Raw genomic sequence first — 18111 nt, forward strand, 5'->3', positions numbered from 1 at the left:
AGCAATACATATGACACCAAAGCAAATTAGTCTGGTACAGGAAAGTTGGAAAAATGTCTTACCAATTGCCCCTCAGGCAGCTGAAATTTTTTACAGTAATTTATTTGAGTTAGATCCATCGTTAAAACCTATGTTTAAAAACGATATGAAAGCTCAAGGTAAAAAATTAATGGCAATGTTAGATACCGCAGTAAAACTTTTGAATGAACCCGATAAATTGCTACCAGCGGTAGAAAAGTTAGGTGAGGGACACGTTAAGTATGGTGTAAAACCTGAGCATTACGACACGGTTGGAGAAGCGTTAATTAAAACGTTGGAAATTGGATTAGGTGATGACTTTAAAGCGCCCGTTAAGCGAGCTTGGCTCGCAGTTTATAAAAAACTATCGACAACCATGATTGCAGCTGCGAATGCAGTAGATGAAAAAGATAACTCGACAAGGAAACCTAAAGCTATGAACCGTAAAACTGACGACCAAGGGCTATTTATTAGTGCTGCGATAGAGCAGTCTGGCACTGCTTTTATGATGATAGATCGAGACTTCATTGTTAATTATGTTAATGAATCCACGATGAAATTATTGAAAAAGCATGAAGCTATATTTCAACAAAAATGGCCAGGTTTTAAAGCAGAGAAAGATGAAATTTTGGGTACATGTATTGATGTTTTTCATGTTAACCCAGAACATCAACGTAAACTATTATCTGATCCAAGTAACCTGCCTTATGTTACTGATATTACAATTGAACACTTGATAATAGAGTTGAATGTAACGGCGATAAATGATGCAGAGGGTAATTATATAGGTAATTCGTTGGAGTGGAGTGATGTCACCGCAACAAGGGCTGCTGAAGATAAAGCGGCACAATTACAAGGTGCTATAGATCAATCTGGCACGCCTAGTATGCTTATTGATCGAGATTTCAATATTACTTATGCCAACTACGCGACACTAGCACTTTTGAAAAAACATGAGGCGACCTTTGCTAAAAAATGGCCAGGTTTTAAAGCAGATGAAGAATCAATTCTAGGTACCTGTATCGATGGTTTTCATAAAAACCCAGCACATCAACGCGAGTTATTAAGTGATCCTAATAACCTGCCTTTTAAAACTGATATTAGAATCGAACACCTGATCTTTGAATTGAATGTAACAGCAGTGATGGATGTGCGTGGTAATTACATTGGTAATAGCCTTGAGTGGCAAGACGTCACGGTAGCACGCGCAAAATCAGTTGAAGTAGGGCGTTTAACATCTGCGGTAGAAGGCATGTCGACTAATTTAATGATGGCTGATTTACAAGGCAATATTGTTTATGCAAATCCCGCTGTAAAAGCAATGCTTAGAAGGCGCGAAACTAGGTTAAGAGCAGTTTTACCGTCATTTAGTGTAGACACTATGATTGGTACCAATTTTGATAGTTTTCATCAAAACCCCGCACATCAACAAAACTTGCTTGGTAACCCTGATAATTTACCTTATAAAACGGAAATATCAGTGACAGGGTTAACTTTTGAACTTATTGCTATAGCGTTAAAAGATGAAGATGGTAATCACGTAGGAACCGCCGTTCAATGGCTAGATTTGACCGAAGAAAGAGATGCGCAAAATCAAGTAGAGAAGCTGATTAACGACGCGATTTCAGGAAAGTTAGATAGTCGTATTGCCACAGAAGAATACTCGGGCTTCATGAAAGGCTTAGGTGAGTCAATTAATAATTTGATGAATGCGATTGTTGAGCCAATCACTGAGGCAATTAATGTTGCGCAAGCACTTTCTGATGGCGATCTTACGCAAACTATGGATGGTGAATATGCAGGTGAGTTTTTAGCCTTATCGAATGCCATGAATGGTTCTATTAATAATTTAAATAATATGGTGGACGCAATTAGAGCTGCTTCGACTAATGTATTCGATTCTGCGAGAGAAATAGCTGAAGGCAACAACGAACTAAGCCACCGTACAGAGTCCCAAGCTTCTAGCCTTGAAGAAACAGCATCGGCAATGGAAGAAATTACCAGTACTGTTCAACAAAACGCCGATAATGCCACTGAAGCGAGTAAGCTGTCGCTCGAAGTTATGGATAAAGCGACAAATGGTGGTGCTGTTGTTAAAAATGCCATTACAGCAATGAGTGATATTAATAAGTCGAGTAAGAAAATTGCCGACATTATAAGTGTTATTGATGAAATTGCTTTTCAAACGAATTTGTTGGCGCTTAATGCCGCGGTTGAGGCTGCAAGGGCTGGTGAACAAGGTAGAGGCTTTGCTGTGGTAGCTGCAGAAGTACGTAACTTAGCACAGCGTTCAGCTGGTGCTGCAAAAGAGATTAAAGGCTTAATTAATGACAGTGTTGAAGCTGTAGGTCAAGGTACCAAGCTTGTAGACGAAACAGGACAAACGTTTACAGAACTTGTGTCATCTATCGAAGAAGTTGGCAAAATGATCAGTGATATTGATAGTGCAGGTAAAGAGCAGGCTGCCGGTATAGGTGAAGTGAGTGCAGCTGTCAGTCAAATGGATGAAATGACGCAGCAAAATGCAGCCTTGGTTGAAGAAGCTGCTGCTTCGAGTAAATCAATGGAAGACCAAGCACAAAGCTTATTAGAACAAGTTTCTTTCTTTAACAACAATGAGCATGAAGCAGCGCCAGCCAATGTTGCGCCAGTAACTCGCATTACGCGAAAAGCGATCGAAAAACCGGCGACTAAAGCGCGGGTGAGACGTGATCCAATTGCGTCTGATCAGGAATGGGAAGAGTTTTAAGCGGCATCTATGAGTCAAGTTAGGGAGAAGGCGTTTAGGTTGACGGATAAAGAATTCAATTTTATCTGTCAATTTGTCTACCAAAACACGGGAATTGTGCTCAACGATAGTAAGCGAGAGATGGTTTATCGTCGTTTAACGCGAATTGTCAGAGAACGTAAATTGCCGTCTTTTAGTGATTACTGTCGTTTATTGAGAGATAACAGTGAACAAGAAACGCCGTTCTTTATTAATGCGATCACGACTAATTTAACAAGTTTTTTTAGAGAAAAGCACCACTTTGATTATTTGTTAAGCCATGAATTGCCTCAGCTAGTGCAGAAAAATGCTAGCAGTAAAAGAATACGGATTTGGTCTTCCGCCTGTTCTACAGGTGAAGAGCCGTACAGCATAGCAATGACACTTTATAAAGTGCTGAAGCCTTATTTCTCTTCATGGGATGTGAAAGTGCTAGCAACTGATATTGATAGTGAAGTATTGGCAAAAGCTAAATCGGGCATTTATGCACAAAACCGTATCGAGGATTTACCTGACGACTATAAGAAAGCGTTTTTTAAACGTGGAACAGGAAAAAATAGCGATAACGTTATAGTTGATGGTTGTATCCAACAGCTTATTACATTCAAACAACTAAATTTACTTAATGGTTGGCCTATGTCTGGCCCATTTGATGTGATTTTTTGTCGTAATGTCATTATTTACTTTGATAAACCAACACAACTTGAATTGTTTGAGCGTTATTATGAAATGTTAGCACCTGGTGGTTTATTAATACTTGGACACAGCGAAAACTTAGGAAGTTATCAGCAATACTTTACTAATGTGGGGCGAACTATTTTTCGTAAACCGGAGTAGCAACAATGTATATGGGCAATATTTATGAGCTTAGTTAGCCATCAACATGAGGTACAGCAATGCATCATCCATTGTTTGCCTGAGTTTGAGCATATTAATCATTACTGGGATAAACACCGACAAACCGTGGTTGCAAAAATACTACCTGGTGAATTTTATATGACTCAGGATAACGTCATGATTGCTACGACGTTAGGCTCCTGTATTTCAGCATGCATTTGGGATGATAAAGTCGGCTTGGGAGGCATGAATCACTTTATGTTACCGCTGACAGATAAAGAAGCTCATGAAGTAGATTGGGGACAAAGAGGGCAAGCGAGTGATGCGACGAGGTATGGTAATTTTGCTATGGAACACCTCGTTAATACCATATTGAAAAACGGTGGCCGAAGAATAAATTTACGCGCTAAGGTTTTTGGTGGCGGTAAGGTATTAAAGCAAATGTCAGATGTCGGACAAAAAAATATTACCTTTGTTTTAGATTACTTAGAGAAAGAAAACATAAAAATACTGGGATCAGATATCGGCTCATATTACCCAAGAAAAGTATTGTTTGATCCGAAAAGCGGCCGCGCGTTTGTCAAGAAACTTGATAATTTACATAACGATACAATTGCCAAGCGTGAAACTAATTACAGGTCTAGTATTGATACACAACAGGTTGATGGTGAAATTGAACTCTTTTAAAGGTTGTATTAATGAATAAAATCAAAGTGCTAGTCATTGATGATTCGTCCGTTATACGCAATATAGTGACAGAAATTCTAAACCAAGACGAGTTCATTGAGGTTGTAGGCGAGGCGAAAGATCCTTTTGATGCTCGCGAGAAAATTAAATTGTTAAACCCTGATGTGTTAACACTTGATGTTGAAATGCCCAAAATGGATGGGATTACATTTTTAAGTAATTTGATGCGGTTAAGACCAATGCCTGTCGTAATGTTATCGACGTTGACTACACATGGCGCCGATATAACGTTAGAAGCACTTGAATTAGGTGCTGTAGACTTTATTGCCAAACCTACCTTTGAGGAATTATTAAGTAGCAAAGACAGTTTTGAAACCTTGTTACTGGAAAAAGTTAAATCTGCTGTAGCGGTAGATCAAAAAAACTATGCGTTAGCAAAAGCTTCTCTGAAGCGAGAAGGAAACACTGCGATTCGCTTTACAGGTGTTAAAAGAGCGAATCATCTTATTGCGATAGGTGCATCTACTGGCGGTACTGAAGCGATTAAACAGGTTTTAATGTCTATGCCTTCTAATGCACCGGGTATTGTAATAACACAGCACATTCCTAAAACATTCAGTGAAAGGTTCGCCAACCGATTAAATGAATGTTGTGAGATTCAAGTACAAGAAGCCAAGCATGGCCAAAAAATAAAGGACGGTAACGCCTATATATCGCCAGGTGATCTACACTTAACTATTGCTCATAAAGGTGGAGGTTTATTCTGTGTACTAGAAGATTCACCACCGGTTAATCGTCATAAACCATCGGTTGACGTATTGTTTTCCTCATTAGTAGACATTGCTGATAATGTGCAAGCGGTATTACTAACTGGGATGGGACAAGATGGCGCGCAAGGTATGTTGTCTTTAAAAAAATTGGGTGCAAGAACGGTCATTCAAGATAAAAAAAGTAGTCTTATTTGGGGCATGCCAGGCAGTGCTTATCGTTTAAATGCACAGTGCGAAGCGTTTGATTTAAACGAGATTGCTAGACAACTTTTAATGTATGCAGGTTTAGATCGTATCAAAATGCAGGAGATGTACCCTCATGATCAATAGAGAACCTCTATTTATTTCATTGTTACTGTCAACAATATTATTGAGTATTAATTTACTGCTATTGAACTGGGGAATACTCAGCATTTTATGTTTGGCCACAAATTTTATTTGTTTAATGGGGCTGTTTTGGCTAGAAAAACAGCAAGAAAAAGTTACGTTAGCGCATAAGACGCCACAGATTATACACGATGACGCTTCGATTAAAGATGCTTTGAATAAAGTTGAGCAAGTTATTGAGTTACAAGTAAGTGTTATAGAAAAAGAAATCTCTCGTACTAAAACATTGGTGAAAGATGCCGTCGCAGGTATTTCTGATAGCTTTCATTATTTGCAAAGTCTTAGTGTTGAGCAACAACAAATGATTAATTCAGTATTAGAGAATAGCCAAGGTATCGGAGATGATCATTCAACGACGTTGGAAGAGTTTGTTCTAGATTCTGGTAAAACATTAGAAAGTTTTGTTGAAGTGATTGTTAATACGAGTAAGCAAAGTTTACAAACGATGTCTTATACTGATGACATGGTTGAACAATTTGACGGTATTTTTAACTTGATCAGTCAGGTTGAGAACTTAGCAAGTCAAACGAATTTGTTAGCGCTTAACGCTGCTATAGAAGCTGCACGTGCGGGTGAAGCTGGGAGAGGTTTTGCGGTAGTTGCTAATGAAGTGAGAACGCTGTCTGTTAGCTCAACCGAACTAAACAATGATATACGTCTGCAAATAAGTGATGCAAAAGCCATTATTGAGAAATTGCGAGGTTCTGTTGAACAAATGGCTTCTGCGGATATGACATCGACCTTAGAAGCTAAGAACAATGTCAGTGTCATGATGCAGCAAGTGCGAGATATGAACGAGCAAAGTGCGCACATCGTTGAAGAACTGGCTACAATTTCACCAAAAATTTCAGAGACGGTAGCATTAGCGGTAAGATCACTACAGTTTGAAGATTTAACCTATCAATCTTTAGCGTCACTTGAGCATAATCTAGCGAGTTTAAAACAATTATCTACGCGTATTGAATCATTTGATGCGCAAAGTGATGATGCGTCTAGTCAACTAATTGCACTCGCAAATGATTGTCAAACTATTATCGACAATACACATGAAATGGATAGTAAACGCAGTGTTTCTCAGTCTTCAATGGATGAAGGCGATGTAGAATTATTTTAAGTAACCGATGTAGGAATTAAAATGAACGTAAAAAAACAAGTGTCAGCCGATAACAAAACAATCACCATTTCGATCGATGATCGATTTGACTTTTCTTTGCATCAACAATTTAAAGAAGCTTATGTTGATGCAAATGAGTCAGGTACTTCATTTATACTCGATTTGTCAGGTACTTCATATATGGATAGCTCGGCTTTAGGGATGATTTTGTTATTAAAAGACCACGCAGAAAAGGTGACAGGGCAGTTGAAAATCGTAAACCCTAATGAAGCCGTTAATAAGATTTTAGAAATTGCGCAATTTCATCGATTAATGACCATAGAGCTCTAACATGAATGAAGCGTTCGGTAACGAGAAACTTGCTTTAGTTGTTGATGACTCTGAAATGCAATGCAAAGTGTTAGGGATATTGTTAAAAGAAGAAGGCTACCGAGTATTAAGTGCAAATGATGGTGCGCAAGGTGTTTCAATGTATATCAAATATCAACCTGATTTGGTATTGATGGACATTAATATGCCAATAATGAATGGTCATGAAGCGGCAAGAAAAATAAAAGCATTGTCTAAAGATAATAGCCTTTGCCCGTTGATCTTTATTACCAGTATGGCGACTGATCAGGCTTATATCGACAGTATAGAAGCGGGCGGCGATGGTATTTTAGTGAGACCCTTTTCACCTGAAGTGTTTAAAGCAAAAATAAAGTCAATTCAACGTATTAGCGATCTAATATTAAAGAATAAAGCCTTGCAACAAGCGCAACAAAAGGATGCAGAACTGGCTGAGCAATTGATGTCAGGTGTTATAGAGTCTAGGAATTATGCAAGGGATAAAATTGGTATTCTTAAAAAGGCCGCAACGTTATTTAGTGGCGATATTCAACTGACAGCGCTATGCCCTAATGGTGATGTTAATGTGATGCTAGGCGACTTTACTGGTCATGGATTACGTTCATCAATAGGGGCAATACCGTTGTCTGAAACGTTTAGAACGATGACGAAGAAGGGGTTTTCTTTAATAGAAATTATTAGTCAGGTTAATCAACAATTACATCAACTTTTACCGCCTGATCTTTTTCTCGCTGCGGCTTTTGTAACAGTATCAAGTAATGACAATACGGTTTATATTTTTAATGCTGGCATACCTGACGTTTATATTTTTGGTCAGTCAGGCAGCATTAAGCACCGCGTTTCATCAAATCATCCCCCTATAGGTGTTATGCCTGCATTATTAGACGATATTGGGTTAAGTGTTTTTTCTGTCGCGGAAACAGACCGTGTGGTATTGATCAGCGATGGTATTGTTGAAGCGCGAAATGCACAGGGCGAAATGTATGAATTCGAACGTTTTGAACAGGCTGCTTCCAAAGGGATTATACAAAATAACATTAAGGATGAAGTGTTATCAAGTGTTGAACAATTTTGTCAAAATATGCAGCAGGAGGACGACATTTCACTTATTGATATTCCATGCGATGGGTGGCAACAAACATTTGCTGTTAGTGCAGCTCCTGTAACCGATCAAGGTCATGATTATTCATTTGATGTTGAAGCCGCTTGGCAATGGCGTTTGAAGTTGACCGGTAGTCGACTTTCTCATGTTAACCCTATCCCGCTTGCAATGAACCAAATCCAAGAGATTGAGGGTAATGAAGATCATCTACAAAGTTTATTTACTATCTTAACAGAGCTTTTTGTTAATTCACTAGATCATGGTGTGTTGGGGCTTGACTCCACAATGAAGTCTTGTGCGGATGGTTTTGCAGAATACTTTATGGAAAGAGAGCGCCGTTTAAAAGTTATAACTGATGGTTTTGTAGAGATTAATTTGAGTTTTTATCCGAATGCATCGGGTGGTCGTGTCGTTATTGGTATTGCTGATAGTGGTAATGGTTTTAATGTTAATAAATACAATGACATGATTCGTGACCATCAAATGCAACAAGAAGAAAGGTCAAAGTTAAGTGGTAGAGGTATTCATTTAGTGAGTCAGCTTTGTGAATCGTTACAATATTTTGACCAGGGAAATCAAGTACAAGCAAGTTACGTATGGAATTAATAGGATGCTATCAATATAAGCAATTAAGTTGGCTATACTGAGGTAAGGCAGGATTCAGCAAATAGCTCAATAAATGATGTAATTATCGCCTATTTTTTTATTTTAATGCTATTAAATAAAAAGGAGTTTAAAAATGTCTAAGCCTACAGTGCTGGTGATTGATGATGATATTAGTTATTTGGAGTTATTAGCAGAAGCTCTTGAGGATACCTTTCAAGTTGTTACTGCTTCTACGTTATCTCAGGCAGAGTCTTTCGTTCAAGATTATGATGTTTTTGATATTGCACTTGTCGATGAGAATATAGGTGAAGAAAAAGGTTCCGCATGGATAAAAAATCACTCTGCAACCGGTAATGTCGCGCGATCATTTGTTTTATACTCGGGTTTGGCTACTGAAGAAGCTATTTTAAAAGGTTTAGAGTGTGGTGCTGATGACTTTTTAGCAAAACCAATCTCTTTGCTAGCACTTACCAATAAACTCGAAAAATTAATCACCTACCAACAGCAGATTAGTCAATTCGAGCATGAGATTTCATCAAAAGAGCATGTCATTAATGTATCAATGGCACAAGCGTCTAAATATGGTGCCTGTATGCAACTTACTTCACGATTGAATAGTTGCTTTTCTATTGAGAAAATTCGCGATGAAATCTTTTCTTTTTTTTATACCATGTCACTAAAGGGGTGTATTGCCTTTTATCCACTAAATAAAGAGGCTGAATACTTTAGCTCAACAAATGGCTTTTGCTCGCCCGTTGAAAAAAGCGTAATGGAATTACTAAAGATAAAGCCTAGATTACATCGCTTTGGTAATCGCACCATATTCAATCATCCTTTGGTATCTATTCTTGTTTTAAATTTAGAAGAAGACAGTATAGATACTGACATTTATGTTGATGCATTTGCTTCTGTTATTGAGTGCGTGGGCGCGCGAATGGAATTTCTTATTTATAAGGAATCACTTATTAATGTACAAGAACAAATCCAGCAGGCTGTGTCAAAAACTAAGAAAATGATTGAAATATCTAAGCATCATAACCAAGAAGTTATGAATGAAATTGTGCAAAGTATTGGTATGAGTTTTCATGTTTTAGATATGACGATTGAACAAGAGGAATATTTAACTGAACTCGTTCATAATGCGCTTAAAAAGCATACGCAAGATGATGTAAACTTTTTTGAAGTTTCAAATTTACTTGATGGTGCATTAGAGAAAGTTGATGAATTAAAAGCATTAAATCGAACAGAAGAAGAGGGAGAGGACGACAACGAGTTTAACGATGAAGATGTGTTGTTCTAATGACCCAGTTAAACTTACATAGCATCCCTTTTGCTGTTATACGTGTAAACAATGACTTATTGATTGTTGAATGCAACTCTGCCACAGAAAAGTTAACTGGATATACGTCAAAAGAATTAGTTGGTCTTCCTATTAAGCATCTTGTCGCAAGTGGGTTAGAAAATCTGGAACAGCTATTGAAAGGAGCGGTAGCTGAATACTCTGACGTAGATGTTACCCATACGACAAATATTATTAGTAAAAATAAACAAACAGTACGTTGTAGCGTTAATGTAGGACAGTATGATGCTGACGTAATACTTTATTTCGCTCAGCTATCAAATGTTTCCAGTAGTAGTGAATCAACCCTGCAAAGTGCGTATTTAAAGTTAACTGAAAAACTGTTCAACTCTGGGCATTGGCGCCTAGATCTTATTAACGAACAGGTTTATTGGTCAGATGGTATTTATGAAATACATGGTGTAAACAAACAAGATTATTCACCCACGTTAGCAACAGCAATTGATTTTTATGAAATTAGTGAACGCCCGAAGGTAGAACACTTTATTAACCAAGCCATTGAAGGAAAATGTGGCTTTCATTTTAAAAGTTCGATCATTCACGCACTTGGTAAAAAAGTAAAAGTAGAAGTCATTGGCGATATTGAAACGAATGCTAAAGGCGATGTCGTGGCGGTATATGGCGTGTTTAGAGATATAACAAAAAATGAAGAAGTATTTGAAAAGCTTAAACTATTAGCTCTGGTAAACTACACCATAACAGTACCGATATTTTTTATCGATGATAAAGACAATGTGGTTTATCAAGATTTATCTCCACAAAAGGGCAATCAAAATGCCGTATTATTTAACTATATTAATTTCAGTATTAAAGACTATTTATACTTTAAACGATTAGCCAAAGAAAAAGGTCAGGTTATAGAAAAAGACATTAGTTTTGATAAATATAATTCTGTTTTTTCCTTATCTGTGACTTATGAACCCGATGAAGGTATTTATATCTGGATAGTAGAAAATACTACAGAACAGTTTCGTCAAGACCAACAACAGTTTATTAGTAACAGATTGGCGTTATTAGGAAATACCTTTGGTAATGTTTCTCACGATATTAATAATGTTCTTGGTGTTGCGCTAGGTGCAACAGAGATGTTGGAATTAAAAGCGGCGAAGGGTGAAGGAGATATATCAAAATATATTGAACGTGTAAAAAATGCCATCGATAAAGGTAAAACAGTGACAGAGCGATTGCTCGCCTTCACACGTAAACCTACTGTTAAGGTTGTTGAGTTTGATCCAATAAAGGAAATTGAGGATAACTTATATCTTTTTAAACAATTATTATTAAATACAATAACGTTTAACGTTGAACATAGTGATGTTAGGTGTGTTGTTATGTTTCCCCAAGGGGAATTTATTAATATTTTATTGAATGTGGTATTAAATGCACAAGATGCTATTAGAGAACAAGGACCTAATGGCACGATTCAGTTAACCGCTCATATTATCGATTCCAATAAACTGCGCCTTCGTATCAAAGATAGTGGTGTGGGGATTAAACAAGAAAACCTATCGAAAATTTTTGACCCTTTCTACAGTAGTAAATCATCAAATAAAGGTAATGGCATTGGCTTAGCTAATGTTTATAGCACAATGTACAAGTATGACGGAGAAATACAAGTTGCAGGAACATGTGATTTAGGTGGTGCTGAATTCTCTTTATTATTTCCATGCAAACTTTTAGATGGAAAGAATGACTTCGTGAAAACCGGCGCTAATGACATTGGAATCGCAGGAAAATCAATTCTGATATTAGATGATGAAGTAAGTATTGCTGAATTTGTTGCCTTATTTTTAGCAGGCGAGGGGGCAATAACCGAATTTGTAACTAATAAAGCCGAACTAGAGGCCAAGCTTAACGGTAAACAACAATATGATGTTTTTATTACCGATATGATTCTACCCGATTTATCAGGTCGAGAAGCGGTTGATATGGTTGAAGCTGTTTACCCCGATATTAAAGTTTATTCGATGAGCGGCTACATTGCTGAAGAAAATAACGAATGGCACTATCCAGTATTACGAAAGCCATTTAACTCAAAGGAGCTTGCTAGCTTTCTGAAAGAGCATAAATAAAAAATGACGAGTCCAAAATCACAATCAAATGTGGCTGAAAAACTTGAAATTGGCAAAGTGAAGCGTCCTTTAACGGTAAAATTACCGTTAATTGGCTTTTGTTTTGTTTTATGTATCACGTTAGCGAGTAGCTTATTATTCTATTTTGAAAGTCGAAATTTATTAATCGAACAAGAGATGGACGAGCTTTCATTGAAAGTTGCTGTTATTACGCCGTTAATAAATCATTTGCTTAAACAAGCAGAACAAGATGTTACTTTCTTATCTTCAATTGATGCTACGAAAAATATCATTAAGCACGCTTATCACGAGTCAAATATAGTGATAGCGCGCGATAAAGATTATGTATCTAGGTTAATTACACAACGACTAGACACGTTTAGCTATTATAAGAAAATTTCAATATTTCAACTGGATGATAATGTAAATGTGGTGTTTAGTGCATTACATATTGAGGATAGTGTTAGTGTGGTCCCTCAAGCAAATCTTGCCAAAAATGTAACACTAGAAGCACTTGCCGGTGTGTTAGATATGAATACGTCGCAAGTGTTTTTTTCCAATATTGAGTTTAATCGTCAGCAATACAATAATCGACTCGCTTATTTCTACGCAGCTATGCCTATTTTTAACGAATCAAATAAACTAGTTGGTATGGTGGTTATCGACATAGACTTTTCTGATTATATTGATACGCTTAGAAAAGATATTCTTGCAAACATTTCGATGTATCTAGCCGACAATCAGGGAAGGTTAATTAGTTCATATTCAAATAAGCCAACGCAGTTTGATACCTTTCCAATTAAAGACTTTGAGCAAAGAATGTTCACTAATCAGTTTCAAATTCGTGAATATCAACATGGAGAAAATGATTCCAGTTTGGCGTATTATTCGCCGATTACGATGCCAATGTTTCCCAACCTATCACCATTACATTTGTTGTTAGAAAACCGAAATGAACTTTATCTTAACCGTATCAACGAGATTAAGAATGATGCTGTTTTTCTCTCTTTAGGTCTAGCTTGTTTAGGGTTTATTCTGACTTTTTATTTGAGTAAAAAAATAACTAAACCGCTAGTTGAAATGACGAAGTATGTAAGGTCGTTTAGCCAGCAACAAGTAAAAGGACTGTTACCTACACTTAAACAAGATGAGCTTGGTGTGTTAGCGAGAAGCTTTCATAATCTCGTGTTAACTATAGAGGAACAGGTAGAGCGTCAAAGATCTTTGATGGTTGAGGCAGAAAACACCTCGTTACGCCTGCAAGCAATTCTAAATTCAATTATTGATGCCGTGATCACGATAGATGAAAAAGGTCGAATTTTATCTTTTAATAAAGCAGCAGAAAGTATGTTTGGCTATACAGAAAATGAAATGTTCTATGAAAATATCTCGGTATTGATGCCCGAAGAATATGCACATTCTCATGATGGGTATTTAGCGCGTTATGCTCGAAATAATGTCGCTCATATTATTGGCATTGGTAGAGAGTTACCTGCGGTAAGAAAAGATGGTGAAATTTTTCCAATGCATTTAAGTGTTAGTGAAGTAAAAACTGAACATGGTGCAATTTATACTGGGTTGATCCGCGATATTACGGAAGTAAAAATTATCGATGCTGAAAGAAAGCGAATGTTTACAGAAGCACAGAATGCAGTTTGGCGGTTAAACTTTGCTTTATCGGCCCCTAAAATTGGTGTCTGGGAACTTGAATTAAGTACTGGGCATTTACACTGGGATGACCGAATGTACCAATTATTCGATATTGATCCTGCGGAGTGTCAATCAGCAAGAGATGCTTTGCATAAACGAGTACATAGTGAAGATATCTCATCGGTAGAACGTAAGTTGGCTCAGCTCTCTAAAGAGGGACAGGAATTACACTATAGCTTTAGAATAGTCTTGGATAACGGTGAGGAAAAGTACATTGAAAGTCATGCGCAAGTTATTTTTGATGCAAACGGCATACGTTCACATATTGTTGGCACTAATCAAGATAATACTGAGCAAGTTCAACTGCAAAAATTAAAACAAACTGCGCTAGAAAACGCGGAAAGTTCATTGCGATTAAAGTCAGAATTCCTAGCAAGTATGAGCCACGAAATTCGAACACCAATGAATGGAGTGTTAGGTATGTTAGGATTGCTTGAAAGCAGTGAATTATCAACACAACAAATGCATTATGTGTCGTTAGCATTATCAAGTGCACAATCGTTATTAACCTTGATAAATGATATTTTAGACTTTTCTAAAATTGAAGCGGGTAAATTGGAGCTAGAGCTAGTAGATTTTGATCTACGTAGTCAAATAGGGGAATTCGCTGAATCCATGGCATTTAAGGCTGAGGACAAGTGCATTGAATTGATCCTTGATTTGACGCATATAGAGTATTCAGTTGTTAAAGGTGACCCGAGTAGATTACGACAAATTTTAACTAATTTAGTCGGTAATGCGATCAAGTTTACAAACAAAGGTGAGATTGTCATTAGTGCCTCTGTTAAAGAGGAAGGCGAAGGGCTGATGTTATATTGTGATATTAAAGATACTGGTATTGGTATTCCACCTGCAAAAGTACCATCGCTTTTTGACTCGTTCACGCAAGTAGATGCATCTACAACAAGAAAATATGGCGGCACTGGTCTGGGCTTAGCAATTGTAAAGCAATTGTGTGAATTAATGGGGGGAAAGGTCAGTGTACAAAGTGTTGAAGGTAAAGGCAGTACATTTTCTTTTCATATTAGCCTAGCAAAAAGTAACAAATCAAAAATCGTAGTACCTGATATCGATATTTCAGATAAAAAAATATTAATAGTAGATGACAATAAAACGAACTTAGAAGTGTTGAAAGGGCAGTTAGAGCAATGGGGGGCTATTGTCATTGAAGCGACCAGTGGAAAAGAAGCATTGTCTATCGTGGCGAATGCTGATAAAGGGGATTTTTCGGCGGCAATACTTGATGGTCAAATGCCCGAAATGGATGGCGCAATGCTCGGTAAAAAGTTAAAGCAAGAGCCAGTAAGTGAGGATGTGCCGCTCATTATGATGACATCAATGAATGAGTTTGGTGATGCCACATATTTTAATCAGCTAGGATTTTCAGCGTATTTTCCAAAGCCGGCAACCACCGCTGATTTAATTAACGTATTAGCAATTGTTATGGATGATAGAAGCCGTTTAAAAGAGAGTAAAATCATCACACAAACACAACTACTTGGTATGCATAGAATGTCACCTGAAGTAAACCAACCTAGACAAGCCAGAATAATGGTGGTTGAAGATAACCGTATTAATCAAGTTGTACTTAAAGGAATGTTATCAAATATAAATTTATCAGCAGATATAGCTGGAAATGGTGAAGAAGCGTTAGATTTATTAAAAAACTGCCCTGATAATGCGCGATATGAACTTATTATTATGGATTGTCAAATGCCTGTTTTAGACGGCTATAAGACTACTGCCGCCATTAGACAAGGAGAAGCTGGAGACCATTATCGGGAGATTGTGATTATTGCTATGACCGCAAATGCAATGAAAGGTGATATGGAAAAATGCTTAGCTGCGGGCATGAATGATTACGCTGCAAAGCCCGTTGATGCAGATTTGCTACAAGAAAAATTATGTCGTTGGTTAGGTGTTGAAGACCAACAAATAAGGTACACCGGTAAAACCGTGAAAAATAATAACGAAGGGGATAAAACAGCGCATAATCAAATCGACGATGAACATTTTGGTGATGAGGTTTGGGCCAAAACGCAATTTTATGCAAGAGTTCGTCACAACACTAAATTGGCTAAAAAATTGATTCATTTATTTTTGTCTGAGGCACCTCAATTAATTCACGAGATAAACTTAGCGATAAAAGAGCAAAACTTAGATAAAGTGCAAGCTCTAGCACACAAACTTAAAGGCAGTAGTTTTAATTTAAGCGCGAATAAACTTGGCAACCTTGCAAAAGCTATTGAGTCAGAAGTAATAGATGAAAATCTTGAAAAAGTTAATATGCATGTCGAATCTTTAATCGATGAATTTGAAATACTATGCAAACAAGTAAATGATAAATAAGTTAATATTAGACAATGTTATGGGTTGTAGTATTATTCAATTTAAAAGTTATTGTACATAACTATAGGATCAAATGTGAATAAAGACGGTCAATATGCGATTTTAACGGTGGACGATGCCAAAGATAGTCTAATGTTGTTAGATTTTGATTTGTCTGAATCTGGTTATCAGGTCTTAACAGCAGAATCTGGTGAACAAGCATTGTTATTACTTGAGGACATTAATGTTGATTTGATTCTACTAGATATGCATATGCCCGGTATGTCTGGGTTATCTTTGCTTGAATTATTAAAATCAACGGCAGCCTATAAAGATATACCCGTTATAATGCTTTCCGCATCAGGGCAAGAAGAAGCGATAGTGTCAGCATTAGAGATGGGGGCAGATGATTACGTAACAAAACCCTATATCCCTAGAGTACTATTAGCTCGCATTAGAAATTCACTTCGTTTTATGGAAAAAACAAAGCAGCTAGAATTGCTAGCTAAAACAGATAGCTTAACCGGTTTGAATAATCGTGGTAGCTTCAATGACCTAACCAGCGCCGCACTTAGTCAAGCAAAAAGAAGCAATCAACCTGTATCTATTGCTATGTTTGACCTTGATCACTTTAAACGTATTAATGATAACTATGGACATGAAGCGGGTGATCTTGCTTTAGTAGAATTTGCTAAAATTATGAAAGATTGTTTTCGTGACTATGACGTAATCGGGCGTGTAGGTGGCGAAGAGTTTGCGGTTTGTATGCCAGAAACAGATATTGATGAAGCGTTTCTAGCATGTGAACGTTGCCGCACTACCTTAGAAAAACATTCAATAAAGATTGATCATCAAGGGAGTGTGAAAGAATTTACGCTTACGGTTAGTATCGGTATTAGCGCTCAAAACGAGCAAGTGATGAATTTTGAGCAGTTATTGCGACGTGCTGATAATGCATTATACAATGCAAAACAAAGCGGCAGAAACCAATCAATATTAGATGAAGATATTAAAGGTAGTACAAATAATATGACGATTGATGCAAGTGAATTAATGTCGAGTGTAACCTCTGATGTAAACGCAGACGATAGTAACGCTTATCCGGGTATAAATTACAGTATTGGTGTAAAAAATGTATTAGGAGATGATGCGTTATTTGAAGAAATTCTCGTCATGTTTTATCAAGATCATGGTCAAGATAAACAACATATTGCAAACGCGATTAATGATAAAGACTATGCGTCGCTTAAATCACTCGTGCATACGCTTAAAGGTGTGGCATGCTCCATTGGTGCAATGAATCTATTTGAATACTGTAAAGCATTAGATGTTGCAATTAATACGCAAAATGACGCGCAGTATGCTGAATTATTTTCTCCTGTGGAGAAAGAACTTGAGACGGTGATTGAGGGTATCGTGAAAAACTTAAGTGAAAAGCTTTAGGGTCTGTTTATCTTTCGCGTTTATTTTTGCAGCAGTTTATTGGTATTTAGACAAGGCAGTGCGATTAATATATGGTTATTCCACATGAAAAAGCAATAACGACGTATAAATGACAAAAAACGCTGCCCTGTGGGTTCAGCTAAACGCTATTTCTTCATCGTTGTTCGCAATTTACATGGAATAACCATGCGACATTGCTCACGCCTTGAACAAAAAGTGTTTAGTTCGAACAAAATTTAATCTCAAAAGACCCTAGTCAATTTCTATTTCGATATTACTTACGGGAATACAACAGCAGGGTAGTATTTCATTGTCACCGACAAAAGCAAGTGGCTCACCTTGTGGGTACATAACTTGCCCCTTTTTTAAGGTAACTCTACAGGCACCACAAAAACCATCTCTGCAATGGTAGTGTACTTCTACGTCGTGTTTTTCTAAACAATTTAGTAGCGTTTTATCTTGATCTTGAAAGTCGATCTGATGGTTATTGGCGGTTACTTTTTTAGTGGCTGATGCTGACATGTGAAAGGCAAGGCATGTAATCACTGTTTTAAACAGTGAT

General features: G+C 37.2%; 12 protein-coding genes. 11 read left to right on the forward strand and 1 reads right to left on the reverse strand.

Going from position 1 to position 18111, the window contains the following annotated elements:
- Positions 1-10 precede the first annotated feature (10 nt).
- The 11 genes from QUE09_RS08150 to QUE09_RS08200 all read left to right on the forward strand — a co-directional run bounded on the left by QUE09_RS08150 (position 11) and on the right by QUE09_RS08200 (position 17549).
- A complete protein-coding gene (locus tag QUE09_RS08150) occupies positions 11-2767 on the forward strand; it encodes a methyl-accepting chemotaxis protein (protein WP_286235700.1) in 2757 nt (918 codons plus the stop codon).
- A gap of 9 nt (positions 2768-2776) precedes the next feature.
- Positions 2777-3622, forward strand: coding sequence for a CheR family methyltransferase (locus QUE09_RS08155; RefSeq protein WP_286235701.1), 846 nt, complete (start codon positions 2777-2779; stop codon positions 3620-3622).
- A gap of 24 nt (positions 3623-3646) precedes the next feature.
- Positions 3647-4309 carry a chemoreceptor glutamine deamidase CheD gene (cheD, locus tag QUE09_RS08160; RefSeq protein ID WP_286235702.1) on the forward strand — a complete coding sequence of 221 codons (663 nt, stop codon included), beginning with the start codon at positions 3647-3649 and terminating at the stop codon, positions 4307-4309.
- An 11-nt stretch (positions 4310-4320) separates the two neighbouring features.
- Positions 4321-5409 carry a protein-glutamate methylesterase/protein-glutamine glutaminase gene (locus QUE09_RS08165; RefSeq protein ID WP_286235703.1) on the forward strand — a complete coding sequence of 363 codons (1089 nt, stop codon included), beginning with the start codon at positions 4321-4323 and terminating at the stop codon, positions 5407-5409.
- A complete protein-coding gene (locus QUE09_RS08170; protein WP_286235704.1) occupies positions 5399-6580 on the forward strand; it encodes a methyl-accepting chemotaxis protein in 1182 nt (393 codons plus the stop codon). The genes QUE09_RS08165 and QUE09_RS08170 overlap by 11 nt, the downstream gene beginning before the upstream one ends.
- 21 nt (positions 6581-6601) lie before the next feature.
- Positions 6602-6910 carry an STAS domain-containing protein gene (locus QUE09_RS08175; protein ID WP_286235705.1) on the forward strand — a complete coding sequence of 103 codons (309 nt, stop codon included), beginning with the start codon at positions 6602-6604 and terminating at the stop codon, positions 6908-6910.
- Between the two features lies 1 nt (position 6911).
- Positions 6912-8636 carry an ATP-binding SpoIIE family protein phosphatase gene (locus QUE09_RS08180; protein ID WP_286235706.1) on the forward strand — a complete coding sequence of 575 codons (1725 nt, stop codon included), beginning with the start codon at positions 6912-6914 and terminating at the stop codon, positions 8634-8636.
- A gap of 133 nt (positions 8637-8769) precedes the next feature.
- Entirely contained in the window at positions 8770-9936 is a 1167-nt protein-coding gene (locus tag QUE09_RS08185; protein ID WP_286235707.1) for a response regulator, read from the forward strand.
- The gene (locus QUE09_RS08190) at positions 9936-12068 is read left to right on the forward strand and encodes an ATP-binding protein (RefSeq protein ID WP_286235708.1); all 2133 of its coding nucleotides are present in this window, start codon (positions 9936-9938) and stop codon (positions 12066-12068) included. The genes QUE09_RS08185 and QUE09_RS08190 overlap by 1 nt, the downstream gene beginning before the upstream one ends.
- Positions 12069-12071: 3 nt before the next feature.
- The gene (locus QUE09_RS08195; protein ID WP_286235709.1) at positions 12072-16127 is read left to right on the forward strand and encodes a response regulator; all 4056 of its coding nucleotides are present in this window, start codon (positions 12072-12074) and stop codon (positions 16125-16127) included.
- Between the two features lie 75 nt (positions 16128-16202).
- Positions 16203-17549, forward strand: a complete 1347-nt coding sequence (locus QUE09_RS08200; RefSeq protein WP_286235710.1) for a diguanylate cyclase — start codon at positions 16203-16205, stop codon at positions 17547-17549.
- Positions 17550-17801: 252 nt separating this feature from the next.
- Here the strand turns inward: QUE09_RS08200 and yfaE are convergent, their stop codons facing one another.
- Positions 17802-18071: a class I ribonucleotide reductase maintenance protein YfaE gene (gene yfaE / locus QUE09_RS08205; RefSeq protein WP_286235711.1), complete on the reverse strand. Its 270-nt coding sequence runs from the start codon at positions 18069-18071 to the stop codon at positions 17802-17804.
- Positions 18072-18111 lie beyond the last annotated feature (40 nt).

It is taken from the genome of Thalassotalea sediminis, assembly GCF_030295915.1.
Taxonomy (GTDB): domain Bacteria; phylum Pseudomonadota; class Gammaproteobacteria; order Enterobacterales; family Alteromonadaceae; genus Thalassotalea_C; species Thalassotalea_C sediminis.

What these genes read in the sequence shown, in the direction of transcription:
- QUE09_RS08150 (WP_286235700.1), top strand. Translation starts at nt 11, where the DNA reads ATGACACCAAAGCAAATTAGTCTGGTACAGGAAAGTTGGAAAAATGTC.
- QUE09_RS08155 (WP_286235701.1), top strand. Translation starts at nt 2,777, where the DNA reads ATGAGTCAAGTTAGGGAGAAGGCGTTTAGGTTGACGGATAAAGAATTC.
- cheD (WP_286235702.1), top strand. Translation starts at nt 3,647, where the DNA reads ATGAGCTTAGTTAGCCATCAACATGAGGTACAGCAATGCATCATCCAT.
- QUE09_RS08165 (WP_286235703.1), top strand. Translation starts at nt 4,321, where the DNA reads ATGAATAAAATCAAAGTGCTAGTCATTGATGATTCGTCCGTTATACGC.
- QUE09_RS08170 (WP_286235704.1), top strand. Translation starts at nt 5,399, where the DNA reads ATGATCAATAGAGAACCTCTATTTATTTCATTGTTACTGTCAACAATA.
- QUE09_RS08175 (WP_286235705.1), top strand. Translation starts at nt 6,602, where the DNA reads ATGAACGTAAAAAAACAAGTGTCAGCCGATAACAAAACAATCACCATT.
- QUE09_RS08180 (WP_286235706.1), top strand. Translation starts at nt 6,912, where the DNA reads ATGAATGAAGCGTTCGGTAACGAGAAACTTGCTTTAGTTGTTGATGAC.
- QUE09_RS08185 (WP_286235707.1), top strand. Translation starts at nt 8,770, where the DNA reads ATGTCTAAGCCTACAGTGCTGGTGATTGATGATGATATTAGTTATTTG.
- QUE09_RS08190 (WP_286235708.1), top strand. Translation starts at nt 9,936, where the DNA reads ATGACCCAGTTAAACTTACATAGCATCCCTTTTGCTGTTATACGTGTA.
- QUE09_RS08195 (WP_286235709.1), top strand. Translation starts at nt 12,072, where the DNA reads ATGACGAGTCCAAAATCACAATCAAATGTGGCTGAAAAACTTGAAATT.
- yfaE (WP_286235711.1), bottom strand. Translation starts at nt 18,071, where the DNA reads ATGTCAGCATCAGCCACTAAAAAAGTAACCGCCAATAACCATCAGATC.